General features: G+C 64.8%; 15 protein-coding genes and 2 tRNA genes. 14 read left to right on the forward strand and 3 right to left on the reverse strand.

What is annotated here, in order from left to right:
• Window positions 1-241 precede the first annotated feature (241 nt).
• Window positions 242-1,363 (forward strand): Fic family protein, encoded by a 1,122-nt coding sequence (locus tag Q8P38_03710; GenBank protein MDP4013715.1) that lies wholly within the window; start codon window positions 242-244, stop codon window positions 1,361-1,363.
• Between the two features lie 61 nt (window positions 1,364-1,424).
• Here the strand turns inward: Q8P38_03710 and Q8P38_03715 are convergent.
• Window positions 1,425-1,498: transfer RNA gene (locus Q8P38_03715), tRNA-Gly, on the reverse strand.
• 69 nt (window positions 1,499-1,567) lie between these two features.
• Here Q8P38_03715 and Q8P38_03720 point away from each other — a divergent pair.
• From Q8P38_03720 to clpX, 5 genes are all read left to right on the forward strand, one after another.
• Window positions 1,568-1,643 (forward strand) — tRNA-Pro (locus Q8P38_03720).
• Between the two features lie 23 nt (window positions 1,644-1,666).
• The gene (tig, locus tag Q8P38_03725; protein MDP4013716.1) at window positions 1,667-3,031 is read left to right on the forward strand and encodes a trigger factor; all 1,365 of its coding nucleotides are present in this window, start codon (window positions 1,667-1,669) and stop codon (window positions 3,029-3,031) included.
• A gap of 109 nt (window positions 3,032-3,140) precedes the next feature.
• The gene (locus Q8P38_03730) at window positions 3,141-3,770 is read left to right on the forward strand and encodes an ATP-dependent Clp protease proteolytic subunit (GenBank protein ID MDP4013717.1); all 630 of its coding nucleotides are present in this window, start codon (window positions 3,141-3,143) and stop codon (window positions 3,768-3,770) included.
• Window positions 3,767-4,411, forward strand: coding sequence for an ATP-dependent Clp protease proteolytic subunit (locus Q8P38_03735; protein MDP4013718.1), 645 nt, complete (start codon window positions 3,767-3,769; stop codon window positions 4,409-4,411). Before Q8P38_03730 ends, Q8P38_03735 begins: the two co-directional genes overlap by 4 nt.
• 145 nt (window positions 4,412-4,556) lie before the next feature.
• Window positions 4,557-5,861 (forward strand): ATP-dependent Clp protease ATP-binding subunit ClpX, encoded by a 1,305-nt coding sequence (gene clpX / locus Q8P38_03740; GenBank protein ID MDP4013719.1) that lies wholly within the window; start codon window positions 4,557-4,559, stop codon window positions 5,859-5,861.
• 15 nt (window positions 5,862-5,876) lie between these two features.
• Here the strand turns inward: clpX and Q8P38_03745 are convergent, their stop codons facing one another.
• Both Q8P38_03745 and valS read right to left on the reverse strand, forming a co-directional pair.
• The gene (locus tag Q8P38_03745; protein ID MDP4013720.1) at window positions 5,877-6,758 is read right to left on the reverse strand and encodes a hypothetical protein; all 882 of its coding nucleotides are present in this window, start codon (window positions 6,756-6,758) and stop codon (window positions 5,877-5,879) included.
• Between the two features lie 39 nt (window positions 6,759-6,797).
• Window positions 6,798-9,386, reverse strand: coding sequence for a valine--tRNA ligase (valS, locus tag Q8P38_03750; protein MDP4013721.1), 2,589 nt, complete (start codon window positions 9,384-9,386; stop codon window positions 6,798-6,800).
• 71 nt (window positions 9,387-9,457) lie between these two features.
• Here valS and Q8P38_03755 point away from each other — a divergent pair, with 71 nt between their 5' ends.
• The 8 genes from Q8P38_03755 (at window position 9,458) to Q8P38_03790 (ending at window position 19,148) form a co-directional block, all read left to right on the forward strand.
• Window positions 9,458-10,798 (forward strand): Mur ligase family protein, encoded by a 1,341-nt coding sequence (locus Q8P38_03755; GenBank protein MDP4013722.1) that lies wholly within the window; start codon window positions 9,458-9,460, stop codon window positions 10,796-10,798.
• Window positions 10,791-11,198, forward strand: coding sequence for a nucleoside-diphosphate kinase (ndk, locus tag Q8P38_03760; GenBank protein MDP4013723.1), 408 nt, complete (start codon window positions 10,791-10,793; stop codon window positions 11,196-11,198). Before Q8P38_03755 ends, ndk begins: the two co-directional genes overlap by 8 nt.
• 411 nt (window positions 11,199-11,609) lie before the next feature.
• A complete protein-coding gene (locus Q8P38_03765) occupies window positions 11,610-12,665 on the forward strand; it encodes a rod shape-determining protein (protein ID MDP4013724.1) in 1,056 nt (351 codons plus the stop codon).
• Between the two features lie 90 nt (window positions 12,666-12,755).
• Window positions 12,756-13,571, forward strand: a complete 816-nt coding sequence (mreC, locus tag Q8P38_03770; protein ID MDP4013725.1) for a rod shape-determining protein MreC — start codon at window positions 12,756-12,758, stop codon at window positions 13,569-13,571.
• Window positions 13,568-14,116, forward strand: a complete 549-nt coding sequence (gene mreD, locus Q8P38_03775) for a rod shape-determining protein MreD (GenBank protein ID MDP4013726.1) — start codon at window positions 13,568-13,570, stop codon at window positions 14,114-14,116. Before mreC ends, mreD begins: the two co-directional genes overlap by 4 nt.
• 47 nt (window positions 14,117-14,163) lie before the next feature.
• The gene (mrdA, locus tag Q8P38_03780; protein ID MDP4013727.1) at window positions 14,164-16,203 is read left to right on the forward strand and encodes a penicillin-binding protein 2; all 2,040 of its coding nucleotides are present in this window, start codon (window positions 14,164-14,166) and stop codon (window positions 16,201-16,203) included.
• Window positions 16,200-17,363 carry an FtsW/RodA/SpoVE family cell cycle protein gene (locus Q8P38_03785; GenBank protein ID MDP4013728.1) on the forward strand — a complete coding sequence of 388 codons (1,164 nt, stop codon included), beginning with the start codon at window positions 16,200-16,202 and terminating at the stop codon, window positions 17,361-17,363. The genes mrdA and Q8P38_03785 overlap by 4 nt, the downstream gene beginning before the upstream one ends.
• 96 nt (window positions 17,364-17,459) lie before the next feature.
• The gene (locus Q8P38_03790) at window positions 17,460-19,148 is read left to right on the forward strand and encodes a hypothetical protein (protein ID MDP4013729.1); all 1,689 of its coding nucleotides are present in this window, start codon (window positions 17,460-17,462) and stop codon (window positions 19,146-19,148) included.
• The last annotated feature ends 39 nt before the right edge of the window (window positions 19,149-19,187 follow it).

The following is a 19,187-nucleotide window of genomic DNA, read 5'->3' on the forward strand; positions in this document are numbered from 1 at the left end:
CCTTGCGTAACGGAGAACTCAGCGCTACCTTGGTGTTACGAAAGGATCAGGACCGTTCCTTTCGTAGCAGCCATCTCCCGAAAGGATCGCTCCACTGCCCGTGCTCGTCGACTGTCTCTGGGAAGGGGGCGGATACGGATCTCGCCGTGACCGCCAGCCCTTGCGCTTTCGGGCCTTCGTGCCCGATTCGATCGCGCGCTGGGACCGACCGCTTGCCGGTCGCGCCGCAGAGGCTGTCTCGGTGGCGACCGCCGCGCTGAGCGAGCTCCAAGCGGTGGGCCCCGGTCATGACCTCGAGGCCCTCGCCACCACGTTGCTGCGAGCGGAAGCCCTCGGGTCCTCGTTCATCGAGGGCTTGCGGGCTTCGAACAAGCGTCTGGCGCTCGCGGTCTACGAGCCCGTTGCGGCCGACCCAACGGCACGGGCCGTGCTCGGTAACGTCCGCGCGATGGAGCGCGCGATCGAGATGGGCACGGAACGAAGTGGGTTCCAACTCGATGACTTGATCGACATCCATAGGACCCTGCTCGAGGGCACAACCGAGGAGCGGTTCGCAGGCGTTGTGCGCACAGAGCAGAACTGGATCGGGCAGAACTGGATCGGCGGGCGAGGTACCAGCCCACGCGACGCCGCGTTCGTTCCTCCCCCAGCCGATCGCGTCCGACCGCTCCTCGACGATCTCGTGACATTCGTGAACCTCGACGACCTGCCCGCCGTTTCGCAGGCCGCGATCGCCCATGCCCAGTTCGAGACCATCCACCCGTTCGGTGACGGCAACGGCCGCGCTGGCCGCTGCCTCATCCAGGTCATACTGCGGCGGCGGAACGTCGCGCCCCGTCTCGTACCTCCGATCAGTGTCGTGCTCGCAACCAACGCGAAGCGCTACATCGCCGGACTGACCGACTTCCGTGGAGGGCGCATCGACGACTGGATCGGTGGCTTCTCCGACGCAGTCACGCTGGCTGCTCGGAGCACGGAGGTTCTCCAGACGCAGATCGACGGTCTGCTCGCGGATCTCATCGAGCGCGCCAGCTCACCGAGAACAGACTCGGTTGCTCGAAGAATCATCCTGGGACTACCGCGGCAACCCATCCTGAGCGCCGAGGTCGCGGCCACCTCCTATGAGGTGACGCCGACCGCAGCGCGCGCTGCGCTCAACCGACTTGAACAAACGGGCGTACTCGTTCCGGCTCGCGTCGGTCGTCGCCGTGATCGCGAGTGGATCAGCGACGAGCTCTTCCAGCTCCTCGACGCCTTCGAGCACGACCTCGGTGAGAGTGAAGCAGGTACGAAGCGAAGGCCTTCGCCGTCATCAACTCGACCGTCGAGACGCGAACGCTCAGCCCGTCGGTTGGCAGACTGAATCTGGAGTCAACGCGGACAGTAACAATCAGCGCGCTCGATCAACCGCTCGGTCCGATGTGTGGAGCGGGTGACGGGGATCGAACCCGCACCACCAGCTTGGAAGGCTGGGGCTCTACCATTGAGCTACACCCGCGAAACGCACCGAGAGTCTATCCGCAGAGTGTCTGGGGTACCGATGGGCTTCCCGTACACTCATCTGGCGCGGGGCGTAGCGTAGTGGCTAGCGCGCCTGCTTTGGGTGCAGGAGATCGGGAGTTCGAGTCTCCCCGCCCCGACCAATCCATTAGGAGAACCCAGCGCCGTGAAGAGCGATGTAGAGAACCTGTCGGAAACGCGGGTCAAGTTCGCAGTGGAACTGCCATTCGAAGAACTGGCCGACGCTGTGACAGCCGCGTACAAGAAGATCGCCTCGCAGGTGCAAGTGCCTGGATTCCGTCGGGGCAAGGTCCCGCGTCAAGTCGTTGACCAGCGGTTCGGGCGGGGCCTGGTGCTGGAGGAAGTTGTCAACGCGTCCGTGCCGAAGGCCTACCAGGAGGCAGTGCGCCAGAGCGGGACGGTCGCGATAGGCGAGCCGAACGTGGAGGTGACCGAGATCGTCGACGGCGAGCGGATAACGTTCACCGCCGAAGTGGACATCCGTCCCGAATTCGACCTTCCCGAGTACCGTGGGCTGAGTATCGAGGTTGACCGTCTCGAAGTCACCGACGAGGACGTCGCGCAGGAGATGAACGCTCTCAGGGACCGCTTCAGCACGTACGACGAGGTCGACCGTCCAGCCCAGTCAGGGGATGTGCTCCTTTTGGACATAGTCGCTACTTGCGACGGGGAGCCTGTGGAGGACCTAACCCGAAATGCCATCTCCATGGAAGTCGACAAAGGCGCGTTTCTGCCTGGTTTCGACGAGGCGGTCCTGGGTGCGTCGGCCGGCGACGACAGGTCGTTCGAGTTCGTGCCTGACGTTGGCGAGTTCGAAGGCAAGTCCATCGACGTGTCGATGTCGGTCAAGGCGGTGCGCGAGCGCGTACTGCCGGAAGTGGACGACGAGCTGGCGATGATGGCCAGCGAGTTCGACACGGTCGACGAGTTGCAGAAGGATCTACGCAAGCGGCTCGGGCACTCTCGGCTGATGGACCGAGGACACAAGGCCAGGAAGAAGGCTCACGAGGACCTTCTGGCTGGAGTCGAGATTCCAGTACCCGAAGGCTTCCTGTCCGCGCAGGTTTCCGCTCACTTCGGCGAAGAGCGCGGCGACCATGGCGATGAGGAGCGTCGTGCCGAGGTTGAGGCGAGGATCAGCAAGGGCATTCGGAGTGAGTTTCTGCTTGACCGCATCGCGGATGCGGAGGATCTGACCGTCGAACAGGCGGAGCTGGGTCAATGGCTAGTGATGCAGGCTCCTCAGTACGGAATGTCCGCCGACCAGTTCGCCAAAGCCCTGGTCGAGGCGGGGCAGATCCAGTCGGCTGTCGGAGAGGTGCGCCGGACCAAAGCGCTGGCCCTGGTCCTTGAGAACGCCGTCGTCGTGGACACAGCGGGGGAGCCCGTGGACCTGTCCGAGATCGACCGGTCGATCTTCGGCGGTGAAGCCGAGGATGAGTCTGACGGCGAGGCTGCCGAAGGCGGCGACGTGGCTGACGAGTCAGCAGAGGACACGGTCGCGGACTGATTGTGCCGCTGGCGAAATCGGGCCCGGCGACGCAAGCCGACCGCGGCTTCGGCGCTAGGGTTTCGTCAGGAAGCAACTAGTCCGCAAGCAACTAGCACGGAGGCCGCGCGTGACGGAATCCCAATTGACCAACACTGGGGGTAGAGGCCACGAAGCAGCGGTCCCGGGCCTCGACGAGTCGGTGTACCAGCGGCTACTGCGCGAGCGCATCGTGTTCCTTGGGTCCACCGTGGAGGACCAGGTGGCCAACGCCATCGCCGCCCAGATCCTGCTACTGGCCGCAGAGGATGCCGAGCGGGACATCTTCTTGTACATCAACTCCCCCGGGGGTTCAGTGTCGGCGGGGATGGCCATCTACGACACCATGCAGTACGTCAAGAACGACGTAGCTACCGTCGCGATGGGGATGGCGGCGTCGATGGGCCAGTTCCTGCTCTGCGCCGGCGCGAAGGGTAAGCGTTATGCGCTGCCCCACGCCCGAATCATGATGCACCAGCCGTCCGGCGGGATCGGTGGCACAGCGTCGGACATCAAGATCCAGGCGGAACAGATGCTGTACACCAAGAAGAAGATGGCCGAATTGATCGCGTCCCATACTGGCCAAGACCTGGCGGCGGTCGAGGCTGACTCCGACAGGGATCGATGGTTCACCGCTGATCAGGCCAAGGAGTATGGCTTCGTTGATCAGGTCGTGCGCAGTGCCCGCGACGTCGCGGGCGAAGGGGGTACGGCAGCATGAGCGCTCGCGGCGAATCGGCAGACCGGGGGCCCAGTGGCCGGTACATCCTCCCGGAGTTTCGGGAGCGGGGATCCGGTGGCGTGGAGCGGGTTCACAATCCCTACACGAAACTGTTCGAAGAGCGGATCATCTTCCTTGGAGTGCAGATCGACGACGCTTCTGCGGACGATGTCATGGCTCAGTTGCTGTGCCTTGAGCAGATGGACTCCGAGCGCGACATCTCCGTCTACATCAACTCACCCGGCGGCTCCTACACGGCCATGACCGCGATCTACGACACGATGCAGTACGTCAAGCCTCACATCCAGACCGTGTGCCTTGGGCAGGCTGCCTCTGCGGCGGCTGTTCTGCTGGCCGCTGGCACGCCGGGCAAGCGTTTCGCGCTTCCACATGCTCGAATCCTGATTCACCAGCCCTACAGCGAAGGGCAGGGACAGGGTTCCGACATCGAGATCCAGGCGAACGAGATCCTCAGAATGCGCGCGGAGATGGAAGGCATTCTGGCCCGTCACACTGGGCGCAAGCTGGCCCAAGTACGCAAGGACATCGAGCGAGACAAGATCCTGACCGCGGATCAGGCGATGAAGTACGGACTCATCGATTCGGTGATCGAGTCGCGCAAGACGCTCGCTAACAAGTAGATACGCGGCCGACGCGGGTTGGCCGTACCCGCTGGCGGGATGCGGCGGGTCGAACCGCGATCGCGTCGCATCCAGGGGGTACCGTTTTCTCGAGGCAAGTTCCGCTGCCTTCAGGGGGAGCGGACGATGGGAAGGGGACCGAATCGTGGCTCGTGCTGGTGACGGCGGTGATCTGCTGAAGTGCTCCTTCTGCGGGAAGAGCCAGAAGCAGGTCAAGAAGCTAATCGCCGGTCCCGGCGTGTACATCTGCGACGAATGCATAGACCTGTGCAGCGAGATCATTGAGGAGGAGCTGACCGAGGGCAACGGTGCCCCCATCGAGGATCTGCCAAAGCCGCGCGACCTGTTTGAGTTCCTAGATCAGTATGTGATCGGCCAGGAGAACGCGAAGAAGACTCTTTCGGTTTCGGTGTACAACCACTACAAGCGCTTGCAATGGGGCGGCCGCCAGCGTGTCAGGGACGATCAGGTCGAGTTGGCGAAATCCAACGTCCTCCTCCTTGGCCCGACCGGGTCCGGCAAGACGCTGCTGGCCCAGACGCTCGCCCGCCGCCTGAATGTGCCCTTCGCGATCGCGGACGCCACGGCCCTAACCGAGGCGGGATACGTCGGCGAGGACGTGGAGAACATCCTCCTTAAGCTGATCCAAGCCGCCGATTACGATGTCAAGAAGGCCGAGAGCGGCATCATCTACATCGACGAGATCGACAAGATTGCCCGGAAGAGCGAGAACCCGTCGATCACGCGCGATGTCTCCGGAGAGGGTGTCCAGCAGGCGCTGTTGAAGATCATGGAGGGGACCTCCGCGTCAGTGCCGCCGCAGGGTGGGCGTAAGCATCCGCACCAGGAATTCATTCAGATTGATACGACCAATGTGCTCTTCATCGTGGGTGGGGCGTTCGCCGGGCTGGACAAGGTCATTGAGGCACGCATCGGCGCCAAGCCCATCGGATTCACTCACTCCCAGCTCGACGACAGTTCGCATGGTGAAGGTGACACGAATCCTGACCACATCTTCAGCAAGGTCATGCCAGAAGACCTGCTGCGCTTCGGACTCATACCGGAGTTCATCGGCCGTCTGCCGGTAGTGACATCGGTCGACGCGCTGGATCAGGAGGCGCTGATTGAGGTGTTGACCGCACCCAAGAACGCTCTGGTGAAGCAGTACCAGCGACTGTTCGAACTGGATGGAGTTGAGCTGGAGTTCGATCCCGCCGCGCTGGTGGCAATAGCTGAGCTGGCGAGCGATCGGGGGACCGGCGCGCGCGGACTGCGGTCGATTCTCGAAGCGATTCTTCTGCACGTTATGTACGACGTTCCGAGTCGCAAGGACATTGCCCGGGTCATCATCACTGAGCAGACTGTGGTCGAGAAGGGTGCCCCGACCATCGTGCCCCGTGAGATCACCCCACGCCGCCGACGCGCTACGGGAGAGAAGACCACGGCCTGACGGATCCGCCGACGTTCAGGCGTTGGAACCGCGCTTGTGGGCGATCCGGTCGCTGGGGTCCGGGGGAGGCAAGTCGGGGGAACTCTCAGCGGGAGTGCGCGTACGCGCCTGCGGTTCGCCGGTGTCAGGCGCGGGGATGCCAGCCAAGGCGTGGTAGGTGATCCTGTCTGCCGGATTCGGAGGGGGAAGCTCACCACTTGGCAGCGCTGGCAGTGCCAGCGTTTGTTCGACGGGCGGGAGCTGCTCGTCGGGCGGGAGCTCAGGGGTTGCGGGCCCGGCGATCTCAGGCTCTGGTGTGGCGATGACGGTTCCGAACCCCCACTGGGATCCGGGCACGGATGGCTGAACCCGCTCGCTGACGACTTGGCCTGCCGCGGTGTCCGCGCTCTCCTCACCTTCGGGAACTCCCCAGTAGATCGGCCCGCATGCTTCTTCTGACCGGTCAGCCGGATCGGGTGGCGGTAGGGGCTCGGGGATGGCGACCAAGGCGTCCTGAGCGCTCTGCTCCGTTGACGCCGCGCCCGCCAGAGCGCTGGCGCCCCACACAATCGCCCCGCCCGGTTCGTCGGATCTCGAGGACGGGTCTGGCGGGGCCAGGCCGCTGTCCGCGTCTGTAGTGACTATGGCCGACGTGGTGCCCAACTCCGGCGCGCTGGTGGCGGCAGCGCGGCCGCGACGCCACCTGCGACCGGAGCCCGCAGAGACCGCGTCGGACAACGGAGCGCGCGGCGCCCAATCGGGAAGCTCAACCCCAGGCAAGATCGCGACTCCCACGGACTCGAGTCCATAGGGTTCGGCCAAGCTAGGCCTGCTAGCCGCGTGCCCGCCCTGCTCCTCCAGCCCAAGCGCCGGAGTATGGGGCGAACCGGGCTCGCCCTTCTTCCTGCCAAAGCGCATTCTCACTCCCGGAGGGCCGTTGCCGTCATCCTGTCACGTTCACGGGCGAGTCTCACTGACCGCGTCGAGTTCAATATCGCGCACGCTCACCTTGTCGCCGCCTTCTTCGAACCGCAGGTCGGCTATTCTGCCCGCCGCACACAGGTCCTGGGCTGCCGCTCGGATCTTGGCCAATGAGGCAGAGGGGGCGACGACGGTCGCTGTTCGCACTTCAGTCCTCATACCTGTCTTGGCCTCGCTCTTGACCTTGCGAATCTGGCTCAAGGCCAGGGCGACATCCGTCAGAAGCTCGACATCGCCCGTGTCTCGCGGCACTTCTTGAGCACACGGCCACGGCTGCCGGTGTACCGATCCGTCCTGCCACCACGACCAGACTTCCTCGGTGACGAACGGCAGTACTGGCGCGAACAAGCGCAGTAGCGTCGACAGGGCTATGCGCAGTGCGGCCTGGGCCGAGGCGGCACCTTCGGACTCATCGGCTGAGAGGGCCAGGTCAGAACTGGAACGGTGCTTGATCAGCTCCAGATAGTCGTTGCAGAAGTCCCAGAAGAACTTCTCGGTGCGCTCCAGCGCTCGTGCGTAGTCGTAGTCGCTGAACGCACTGGTCGCGTCGTCCACGGCATCGGCCAAGCCCGCCAGCATCGCCAAGTCCAAGGGTCTCGTCGGCGCGGAAGTGAGAGTGTCCCGGCTCAGGTTCAGAAGCGCGAACCGGGATGCGTTCAGGATCTTGATTGCGAGGCGCCGACCGATCTTCATCTGGCCTTCGTCGAAGGCGGTGTCGGTCCCGGGCCTGCCGCTGGCCGCCCAGTATCGAACAGCATCTGAGCCGTGCCGTTGAAGCAAGTCGATCGGCGTGATGACGTTGCCTTTGGACTTGGACATCTTCTTGCGGTCCGGATCAAGGATCCAGCCCGATATGGCCACGTGTGACCATGGAAGCCTGTCGTCCTCCAAGTGGGACCTGACGAGCGTTGAGAACAGCCACGTGCGGATGATCTCGTGGGCCTGGGGACGCAGATCCATGGGGGCGACGCGCTGCCACAGGTCCGGGTCCGTAGCCCATCCCCCCGCGATCTGCGGAGTGAGCGACGACGTGGCCCACGTGTCCATCACGTCCGGCTCGGCGACGAATCCACCGGGTGCGCCTCGCCCAGACTCATCGAATCCGGGTGGGCAGTCGCTGCAGGGATCAACTGGCAGCGAATCGTGATCCGGGAGGATTGGATCTGAGTAGACCGGCTGGCCGTCCTGACCGGCGCGGTACCACAGTGGGAAGGGAACACCGAAGAAGCGCTGCCTGGATATCAGCCAGTCGCCGTTGAGGCCGCTGACCCAGTTGTCGTACCTGACACGCATGTGGTCCGGATGCCAGTTCAGTTGCGCGCCCCGTTCGAGCAGCGCCTGCCGCAGTTCCCGGTCCCGTCCACCATTGCGCAGGTACCACTGCCGGGTAGTCACGATCTCCAGCGGCTTGTCGCCCTTTTCGAAGAACTTGACCGCATGAGTGATGGGGCGCGGTTCCCCATGCAAGTCGCCGGACTCGGCGAGCAGCCCGACCATGCGCTCCTTGGCCGTGAACGCGGTCGACCCGGCGATGGTGGCGTAGGCCTGGGCTCCCGCTCCAGCCAGCCATCCTGGGGTCTGTGCCACCAGGCGGCCGTTCCAGCCGATGATCGGCCTGGTGTCCAGCTGTAGTTCCCGCCACCAGGTGACGTCAGTGGTGTCGCCGAAGGTGCAGATCATGGCTATTCCCGATCCCTTCTCAGGATCGGCGACAGGATGGGCGACGACCGGTACTTCCACCGCGAACACCGGCGTAGTGACGGTTGTTCCCAGGAGCTTGGCGTAGCGCTCGTCGTCAGGGTGGGCGACCAGTGCGACGCATGCGGCTAGCAGTTCCGGCCGAGTGGTTTCCACGAAGATCAACTCGCCGTCAGCGGCATGGAACGAGATCTTGTAGTACGCGCCCGGCCTTTCCCGATCCTCCATCTCGGCCTGAGCTACCGCGGTTTGGAAGGTGACATCCCACATGGTCGGGGCTTCAGCCTGGTATGCCTCGCCCCGTTCGAGATTGCGCAAGAACGCCAGCTGGGAAGTGGCTCGGGCATTGTGGTCGATTGTTTGGTACGTCTGCTCCCAGTCGACGCTGAGCCCTAGCTCGCGCCAGAGGTACTCGAATCCCTTCTCGTCCTCCGCTGTCAGCTGCTCGCACAGGTGGACGAAGTTACGTCGGGACACTGGCAGCGGTCGCTTCGGATCAGGTTCCGCCGGCGGAGCGAAATCCGGGTCGAACGGCAGCGAAGGATCGCAGCGCACGCCGAAGAAGTTCTGCACCCGTCGCTCGGTCGGCAGCCCGTTGTCATCCCAACCCATCGGGTAGAAGACTTCCTTGCCGCACATCCTCTTGAAGCGTGCGACGCAATCCGTGTGCGTGTATGAGAAGACGTGACCGACGTGCAGCGATCCGCTGACGGTGGGCGGGGGAGTGTCGATGCTGTAGATGTCAGCTCTGTCGCGCGTGCGGTCGAACCGGTAGAGGCCTTCGTCGCGCCACCTGGCTGACCACTTCTCCTCGATGCCCTCCAGCGCCGGGCGTTCAGGCATGCCGGGGAAAGCGGAAGTGGTCATGGACGCCGATTCTATGGGCGGGGCCGGATCGCGCCTGCGCCAGTGCGGACGTGGCTTCATAGACTGACCCGATGGTGGAACTGGCCGATGTCGCGGCCGACCTGTTTGAGCGGCGGCCGGAGAACGACATGGAGCCGACGCTGGACAGGGTGGCCAGGGTCGGGCGGCTGCTCGGCGATCCCTGGGAATCATTCCGGGTCATTCACGTCACTGGGACCAACGGCAAGACTTCAACCGCGCGAATGGCCGAGGCGCTTATCCGCGCCGCCGGTCTGCGCACAGGGATGTTCACCAGCCCTCATCTCGAATCGGTGACCGAGAGGATCGCGGTCGACGGCCAGCCGGTGTCTGATGAGGTGTTCGTGGCGGCCTTCGAGGAGGTGCGCCCGTACATAGACATGGTCGACGCGGAGGAATTGTCCGGCGGGCGCTCACGGATGACCTTCTTCGAGGTTCTCACATGCCTGGCGTTCTCAGTCTTCGCGGACGCGCCGGTCGATGTTGCGATTCTGGAAGTCGGACTCGGTGGCGCGTGGGATGCCACGAATGTGGCGCGCGCGGACGTGGCCGTAGTGACACCCATCTCGCTGGACCACACTGACTGGCTCGGGGAATCTGTGGAGCTGATCGCAGCGGAGAAGGCCGGAATCATCAAGTCGGGGGCGCGAGTCGTGATCTCCGCCCAGCTGCCGGAAGTTGAGGCGACGCTGACCAGGTGGTGCCGGGATGCGGGCGCGACTTTCGTGCGCTTCGGTCACGACTTCGATGTCGTCTCGCGTTCGCTGGCCGTGGGTGGCCAGGTGTCGACGATCAGGACGCCTACCGGGGTCTACGACGACGTGTTCGTGCCTGCCTTCGGTCGTCATCAGGCCGAGAACGCCGCCGCCGCGCTTGTTGCCGCTGAGCAGATGCTGACCTGCGGGCAGCGTCTGGACGGCGAGATTGTTTCAGCTTTTGGGAACGTCCGGTTCCCGGGGCGGCTGGAGCAGGTCGCGGGCAATCCGTTGGTGATCACGGACGCGGCCCACAACCCGGCTGGCGCGGCAGCTCTGGCCGATGCGGTGGCGGAGTCCTTCTCGTTGGGCTTCCTCGTCGTGGTACTGGCCGTCATGGCTGACAAGGACGCTGTCGGCATCCTGAATGCGCTGGCCGAGGCCTGCGATTTGGTGATCGTCACGCGCAACGCGTCCCCCCGCAGTCTGGGCGCGGACGAGCTCGGGGAGGTGGCGGAGCGGATCTGGGGGCCCGAGCGCGTCACAGTTGTCCAGGAACTGCCCGACGCCATCGACTTCGCTCGGGCGAAGGCTACTGAGCTCGATGGGGCCGTGCTGGTGACCGGATCGGTCGTCACGGCCGCGGAGGCGAGAGCATACTTGCGGTCTGAGCGCCCAGAGGAGGACATCTGTGAGTGAACGAACCCTGGTCCTGGTCAAGCCCGACGGCGTCGCCCGGGGCCTGATCTCGGAAGTGTTATCTCGAATCGAGGCGAAGGGCTTCCGATTCGTGAAGCTGGAACTGCGCACTCTCGACGTGGGTACAGCGCAGCGCCACTACGCCGAGCACGCGGAGAAGCCGTTCTTTGGCGAGCTGGTCGATTTCATCACCAGCGGTCCTCTTGTCGCGGCCGTTATCGAAGGCCCCGACGTTGTGGTGGCGTGGCGCCAGATGATGGGCGCGACCAATCCTGTGGACGCGGCGCCCGGCACGATCCGCGGAGATCTGGCCACAGAGCTGCAGAACAACGTCGTGCATGGCTCGGACTCCCTTGATTCAGCCAGCCGCGAGATCGGGATCTTCTTCCCTGACCTGTGAGGAGCGGCTAGTCGGGTTGCGCCGGACCGACCCCGCGAGCAGCGGAATCGGGCGCTTGCCCGGGCCGGATTGGCGCAGGGGATACCCTCACCTGCGGGGGATGGATGCCTGCGTGGTCGCGGAGTTCCATGACCCAGATGGGTTTTGCGTCACCTCGTTGCTGATCGACGCTAGTGATCTACCCGAAAGTGTCGTTACCCGCCTTAGATCTGGCCGGGTAACGACATTTTCGGGTAGATCCGGGGCACAAGACACAGGGTCACGTGTCTGGAGTGTCCTAAGACATCACACAGCGGTGGGATTCGAACCCGCGGTGGAGTCGCATCCACACACGCTGGCGGGAGCGCGGGCGTTGAGTCAGCGCGGGGCCTTCCCGGACCGGCATTCCCCGCGTAGCATGGCGGACCTGAGGTGGGCGATCGTGGGGGTGGCTTGATTCGGCTGAGCGTCGCTGTTCTGGGTCGAGATCTCGCGGTCGACCTTGGAACGGCCAACACGTTGGTGTATGTGCGCGGGCGTGGTGTTGTGCTGGACGAACCGAGCGTCGTGGCTATCGACACCAAATCTGGAGCGCTGATCGCCGCCGGTTCGCGAGCCAAGGACATGGTTGGCCGCACACCCGCTGAGGTCTCGGTCATACGCCCACTCTCCGATGGTGTCATCGCCGATTTCGAGGCGACCGAAGACATGCTGCGCTACTTCATCCAGCGCGCTCACGCCAAGCGTGCTTTGGCCAAGCCCAGGGTTGTCGTGTGTGTGCCCTCCGGTATCACTGGAGTGGAACGGCGCGCGGTCGAGGACGCTGGATACGCGGCCGGGGCACGCAAGGTGTTCCTGATCGAGGAACCGATGGCGGCGGCCATCGGAGCCGGCCTGCCCGTCTACGAGGCGGCCGGCAGCATGGTTGTGGACATCGGCGGCGGAACCACGGAAGTAGCGGTCATCTCCCTGGGCGGCGTCGTAACGAGTCTGTCCGTCCGGATCGGCGGCGACGTACTTGATGACGCGTTGGTGCAGTACGCGAAGAAGGAGTACTCGCTACTGCTTGGGGAGCGGACCGCGGAACGCATCAAAGTGACCATCGGCTCGGCCTACCCCGCACCCGACGAGCCAGACGCGGAAATTCGCGGTCGCGACCTCGTCAGTGGCCTGCCGAGGACCGTCGTAGTGACAGCCGCAGAGGTCCGTGAGGCGCTGGACGAGCCGGTGACAGGGATTGTGGACGCGGTGCGCACAGCACTCGACCGCACCCCGCCGGAGCTAGCGGGCGATGTGATGGACCGTGGAATCATGCTCACTGGCGGCGGGGCACTTCTGCGGGGAATGGCTGAGCGTTTGGAGCACGAGACCCGGATGCCGGTTCGGGTCGCTGAGGGCCCGCTTCGATGCGTCGCCTATGGAGCCGGACGGTGCGTCGAGGATTTCGCCGCCCTGGAACCGGTGCTCGCTGCCCGGCCACGGCGGTAGCTCGTGACCACCGACATCCTTCAGCCCCCGGACTTGGGGAGTCCCCCGCGCCGACCGCGCCGCGGAACGGTCCGAAGGACCCCCAAACGGATGCCAGTGGTTCTCATCCTGGCTCTGGTGGCAGTGACATTGATGATGGTGGACGTTCGGCAGGGCCCGACGGTGCTGTTGCGGTCGATCGGGCAGGCGATAGGCGGACCCCTGCAGGCATGGTCTGATTCGGCCCTGGGTCCGTTGCGCGAAGGGCCGCTACCGGTCGCGGACACGGGTGATCTCGCTGGAACCGTCGAGGACCTGCGGGCCCGCAATGACGAGCTCGAACGCGAGCGCGACCATCTGCTGGACAGGCTGTCGCAGCAGCGCCAGACGGATGAGCTGGCCCGCTGGAACGTTGCCGACCGCCAAGCGCGATTCGCCAGAGTCGTAGCCGCCGCGCCGTCCTCCTCCCTCGGGTCCACCGTGACGCTTGATAGCGGATCAGCGGACGGAATTGTCGTAGATCTGCCCGTCCTTTCGGGGTCAGGGCTGGTCGGCAGGGTCATAGCGGTCGGTCCGTCGACGAGTACCGTCCGCTTGATCGATGACCTGGCCAGCGAGGTCGGTGCTCGCTTCGCCCGCTCGCTGGAAACAGCGGTCGTTGCGGGATCGGGAAACCCGGACGTCCTGACCGCGAGGCTTGTCGATCCGCTCGCTGATGTCGCCGCCGGAGACCAACTCGACACGATCGGATCACCCGGAGGTAGTCCCTACCCGCCGGGCATCCCTCTCGCCCGCGTGAGCGAAGTCTCCGGACCGGTCGGCAGCACCACGCGGCAGATCCTGCTCGCCCCAGTGGCCCGGCTGACCGCGTTGGACGTTGTGGCAGTGCTTGTGCCACGCGCTGATGGAGCGGAGGCCGAGCGATGACTCCCGCTGGGTGGCGGATCCTGCTGGCCACGACAGCCGTACTGGTGGCGGCACTTGTTCAGACCGTGGTGCTGAGCCGGTTGCCGCTTCCGGGGGCCGTGCCGGACCTGACCCTCGTCGTCTTGGTTGGGCTGGCGATGGCCGCGGGCTCGTCGTTTGGTGCCTACTCGGGGTTCGGCGCGGGGCTACTGCTGGACGTACTGCCTCCGGCCGCCGGAACCCTTGGAGTGACCGCGCTGGCGCTGACACTCGTTGGGTGGCTCGCCGGCCGGGTGCGTGATCCGCGGGGGTTGGCGCCAGCGGAGACGGCTGCCCTGGTCGCTGGACTGAGCGTGCTCGCGGTCACGATCGAGTCAGGGCTGGCCTGGCTGATGGGACATGGGATTGGGAGCTTCGGCTACTGGGCTCTTACGTTGGTGACCGGCGCGGTCTACAGCGTGCTCCTGGGGGTGGCCGTGATCCCTGCGATCACCGCGACATTCCGGCGGCTGACACCGGCTGGCGCACCGCGCCGCGCCAGGCGCGCGTCGTTGCCGGGGGCATGAGGGTAGGCGGCGATCGATCTTGCCGCCGGGGTGAAGGGAGGGCGTTCATGGGCGACAGACCAGGGATGCGCCTTGGCATCCTGGCTGTGTTCCTGGGCGCGCTATTGGTCGCTGTGCTTGGTCGTTTGGTTGAACTTCAGCTTGTCCAGGGGGCCGACTTCGCCGGGGCGGCGGAGTCGAATCGCTTCCGCACCTTGATTGAACCGGCGCCGCGCGGGTTGATCCTGGACTCCAAGGGTCGACCACTAGTCGCCAACTCAGCCTCGGTGGCTGTCGTAGCTGATCGTTCCCAGCTGGCCGGGCAGGAGGACGGAGGCGCTGCGGTGATGGCCCGCTTGGCGAGTCTGCTGGGGCAGGACACTGGGGACCTGGAGACGCGGATGATTCCGTGCGGGACCGCTGGTGCCGCCAGTCCCCCTATGTGCTCGGCGGGTGGGCCGTCGGAACCCGTCGTTCTGGCAGCGGGCGTGGAGGCTGCGAAGGTGTTGCCGGTTGCCGAGCAGCCGGAACAGTACCCCGGCCTGCGCCTCGGCCCCATCGTGGACAGGAGCTACCCCCGCTCTGGCGTGAATGCCGCTCATGTCCTTGGCTACGTCGGCGCCGTCAGCGCTGAGGACCTGGCGGAGCAAGCGGAGTTGACCGCGCTGGACACCGTAGGCCGTTCCGGGTTGGAGAAGCAGTACGACCGTGACCTACGAGGCGAAGCGGGCGAGTCCCGTGTCGCGGTCGATGCCATGGGAAGGGCATTGGGGACCGAATACGTCCGCTACGCCAGGCCTGGGGCCAACCTCGTCACGTCCATCAACGCGGATCTTCAGCAGGTGGCTGAAGCTGGCCTGGCCCAGGCGGTCAGCGCCGCTCGATCCGCTGGCAACGACAACGCTTATGGTTCCGCTGTAGTCCTGGACGTGCGAACCGGCCGCGTGCTGGCTCTGGCATCGAATCCGGACTATGACCCGAGCCTGTGGGTCGGAGGCATCAGCGACAAGAACTACCAGTCCTTGAGCAAGAACGGCGCGCTGCTCGATCACTCGATCCAGACCACGGCGCCACCTGGGTCGGTATTCAAGCCGTTCACAGTTGTCGCGATGGATCGTCAGGGCTTCGATCTGAGTCGCTACTACGACTGCCCAGCTCAGTACCAAGCGGGGGACAGAACCTTCCGGAACTTCGAGAACGAGACGTTCGGGCGCGTCACCTTGGCCAGGGCGATCGAGGTTTCGTGCAACACGGTCTTCTATCGCGTTGGGGATCAGATCTGGCGCAAGACTGGGGGAGAGCGCGAAGGTCCGGGCGAGGTCGATCCGATCGCGGGCGCCGCGGTTGACGCTGGCCTGGACAGCAAGACCGGAATCGACTTGCCAGGCGAGGCCTTTGGGGTCGTTGCGAGCCCCGCGAGCAAATACGACCTGTGGGAGCAGCGCAAGAAGGCATGGTGCCAGGCGGCTCGGGACGGCTATCCGGTGCTTCGACGCAGGAACGCGCGGAAGGCTGACTACTTCACCAAGCTTGACCGGGAGAACTGCCGCACCGGGAACTTGTGGCGACAGGGGGACGCGATCAACGCCGCGATAGGCCAGGGCCTCACCACCGTCACTCCCATCCAGCTCGCCGTGGCATACGCTGCCCTGGCGAATGGAGGGGATGTCTGGCAGCCGACGATCGGCCGAGCGGTCGTAGAAGAGGGAGGCTCGGTCGTCAGGGAAGTCAATCCAGAGCGGGCCGACCGGATGAAGCTCTCGGCGAAAGTTCAGCGTTTGCTTGCCAGGGCGATGGCCGGGGCCGTCACGCGGGGGACCGGGCGACGGGCGTTCGCTGGGTTTCCGCTGGGGCGCCACCCGATCGCGGGCAAGACAGGAACCGCGCAGGTGGAGGGTCGGCAGTCGACCGCGTGGTTCGCGTCATTCGCTCCCGCCGACTCGCCGAGGTACGCGGTCGTGGTGACCGTGGGGGAGGGCGGTACGGGCGGCGAGGTCGCGGCTCCCGTGGCGGCGAGCATCTACTCGGCGCTGTTCGGAGTGGGTCGGCCATCTGTCTTCGGTCCGTCGGGTCCACCGGATTCGTTGCCCGGGGTCGTGGGTCGATGAGCCTTCGTACACGAGCGCCCGAGCGTGCCGTGACCGTGTCTGGCACAAGCGCGCGGATTCGGATGGCCGCGGTTCGGATGGACTGGCTGCTCATCGCGGCCGCTCTAGTGCTATCGGTTCTGGGCTGTGTCCTGGTTTGGTCGGCCACGCAATCAACCGACGGTGCCGGACCGGCCCGGCGGCAGGCACTGAGCCTCGTAATCGCTGTGTTCCTGGCGTTCGCCGTGACCCGCGTCGAGGCACGGGCTCTGCGGGGATACGCGATGCTCGGGTACGCGTGCTCACTGCTTCTGCTGTTGCTGCCGTTCACGCCGATGGGTATCTCGATCTCTGGGGCGAGGGCTTGGGTAGCCGTGCCCGGAGGTTTCACTCTGCAGCCCTCCGAGTTCGCCAAACTCGCCTTGATCCTCGCTTTGGCTTCGGTTCTGGTTGGTGACCGGCCGCGCCTGGTCCAGCCGGGCGTCCGAGAAGTGGCTGCGGCATTGGGGGTCGCAGGAGTGCCGGTCCTGATCGTGCTAGCACAGCGCGACACGGGCACGGCCTTGGTCATGGTTGGCATCACCGGGGCGATGCTGCTCGTCGCGGGTGTGCCGCGCGTGTGGCTGGCGGCGCTGGCGGGGACAGCCATCACGGTCGGCGTGCTCGCTTGGCGGTTGGGCGCACTCGCGGATTATCAGATAGCGAGATTCAGGTCCTTTCTGGATCCGGCGTCTGACGCGCTCGGATCTGGCCACAACACTTTGCAGGCGCGCACGGCGATCGGAGCTGGGGGCCTCTTCGGTAGCGGTCTGTTCTCTGGGCCGCAAACGCAGGGTGGGTTCGTGCCGGTGAACGACAGTGACTTCATCTTCACCGTCGCGGCTGAGGAGTTGGGATTTGTCGGCGCGCTGGCGCTCGTGGTCGCGCTGGCTGTGGTGTGTTGGCGGGGCCTGAGGACGGCGTCGGAGGCCTTGGACCTGTTCGGGCGGCTCGTGGCTGTGGGTTGCGTGGCGTGGTTCGCCTTCCAGGGGTTCGAGAACATCGGGATGAATCTTGGGCTGATGCCGGTGACGGGCGTGACCTTGCCGTTCGTCTCCTACGGTGGGTCTTCGCTGATCGCGACGTGGCTCGGGATCGGACTGCTGCAGTTGGTCAGGTTGGCGTCGGGTCGCAGTTCCTAGGGCACTACGCACAATCAGGGTTTCTCGCCACTTCGGCGCGCGACAAAGGCTGACATGGGGATACGGTGGGTTGAAGTGCGATCCCTGGGAGTGATCATGTTGAGATCGGCGTTTGTGACCAAGGCTGTGGTGCCGCTGAGTGCGACGGGGCTGTTGTTCGTGGGGATGGGGGTTCCCGCATCGGGGGCTGTTGACACGGAGTCGGACAGCCAGGCGTCGTCATACGCACCTTCGGTGAGAGCAGTCAAAGCCAAGGGCAAGGTGAAGAAGGCCAAGGGAATGACTCTGCTAACGATGAGTCGTGCGGGGTACGTCATGGCCCGGAAGATTCTGAAGAAGAAGGGGAACTTCTCACTGCGCGTCAGGGATGGCTCCAGCCTGCACTTGATCACGAGGGACGGCGTGTACGCCGGTCCGCTCGTGCTGGCGAAGAGCAAGAAGGGCAAGCGCGCTCACATCTACCTGAAGTCTGTCGGCAGTGGCGTCAACATCGGGAAGGTCAAGGTTCTAAACGGGTACGCGAAGGTCAAATCGAGCAAGAAGCTGAGGAAGAAGCTCGCGCGCAAGGCCAATTTCGCCGTAGGGGCGAGCGCACTCGCCAAGAAGGGACGGCCCAAGGGAGCTCGCCACCAGGGCGTTGTGAGCGTGAAGAAGAAGATGATGCTGCAGAAGTCCGCGGCGTCGAAGCGTGCGGCGGATCTGGACCGCGACGGGTATGTGAACGTGTTCGATCTGGACGCGAACGGCAACCGGGTGCTGAACAACGTGGATAAGACGAACCGCCACGGCAAGGTCAGGGTTCCCGCGACCCTGAAGTCCGCCGATGCCTTCACCACGCTTGCTGAGCCTCCGCCGCCAGGAGGCGGTGGCCTGATGCTGTTCAGCAACTACAAGGCGACGTCACCGAATCTGTCGGACGTGATCAACGCCAACCTGTTCGCCCCAGGCACCAGTGTCGCTGTGATCCTGACCGCGATCGATGCTTCGCTGGCCGCCAAGACAACGCTGGCAATTCAGTCGATCCCGGGAGGGGACTACGAGTGCACGATGCCCTACTGCCCGAAGGGGTCATGGAGCGCTCCCGCTGGCGGGACAGGGGACTTCCAGTGGAATATCGGGGCCGGTAGCGTGCCGGGAGGGATACCGGCGTACCCCGGTCTGAAGCACACTGAGATTGGCGGGGGCGACACGATCATCGCTGAGGACAACAACGGTACGAAGATTCCGGGAGTTCTCAACTTCGCGTTCGTGACAACGCCGGCATTGCAGAGCTACACGACGTACGACGCCGCTGGCACGGCGGTGGAAAGTGGCGTGATCGACTACGACGCTGGTGTCATCAAGGGCAGTACCGGCGATCCGATCCACGTTCCAGCCGGAGGTACGGTCAGACTGGTCTGGTACGTCCCGCAGAGGATGTCGATGTCAGGAGAATCGGGCTTCGGACCGAATGGCATCTTCGTCAACCAAGGCCTGCTGAACTACTACGCGGATCTGCCGAACAGGCCAGCCGGAGTCGCTGGATCAGCCAAAGGAGGCAACTGCCAGAGCTTCAAGGACATGTCTAGCGGAGCTGCTCTCCCCGGCGAATTCGTGACCGACGGCACCGGCGACACCGCCGGGACAGGACGCGTCTTCGCCTGGCGGATGAGCATCGACGATTGTGTGGACGACATGTGGACCGGCCAAGGCGCAGCTTGGACCACGGCGGACTTTGACATCAAGGCGCAGAGCCCGAACGGCGGCGACAACGGCGCCCAGAAGCTGTTCTTCGCCCGTTCGTAGTCGCCGGGACGCGACCTGACGAATCGGTCGATGAGCGCG

The organism is Candidatus Nanopelagicales bacterium, from assembly GCA_030700225.1.
Classification (GTDB): Bacteria; Actinomycetota; Actinomycetes; order S36-B12.

Bases quoted from the DNA above. Each gene is read 5' to 3' on its own strand.
- Q8P38_03785 (MDP4013728.1), top strand. From the start codon at position 16,200: ATGAGCCTTCGTACACGAGCGCCCGAGCGTGCCGTGACCGTGTCTGGC.
- mreC (MDP4013725.1), top strand. From the start codon at position 12,756: ATGCCAGTGGTTCTCATCCTGGCTCTGGTGGCAGTGACATTGATGATG.
- Q8P38_03755 (MDP4013722.1), top strand. From the start codon at position 9,458: ATGGTGGAACTGGCCGATGTCGCGGCCGACCTGTTTGAGCGGCGGCCG.
- valS (MDP4013721.1), bottom strand. From the start codon at position 9,386: ATGACCACTTCCGCTTTCCCCGGCATGCCTGAACGCCCGGCGCTGGAG.
- Q8P38_03735 (MDP4013718.1), top strand. From the start codon at position 3,767: ATGAGCGCTCGCGGCGAATCGGCAGACCGGGGGCCCAGTGGCCGGTAC.
- Q8P38_03745 (MDP4013720.1), bottom strand. From the start codon at position 6,758: ATGCGCTTTGGCAGGAAGAAGGGCGAGCCCGGTTCGCCCCATACTCCG.
- Q8P38_03790 (MDP4013729.1), top strand. From the start codon at position 17,460: ATGTTGAGATCGGCGTTTGTGACCAAGGCTGTGGTGCCGCTGAGTGCG.
- mrdA (MDP4013727.1), top strand. From the start codon at position 14,164: ATGGGCGACAGACCAGGGATGCGCCTTGGCATCCTGGCTGTGTTCCTG.
- mreD (MDP4013726.1), top strand. From the start codon at position 13,568: ATGACTCCCGCTGGGTGGCGGATCCTGCTGGCCACGACAGCCGTACTG.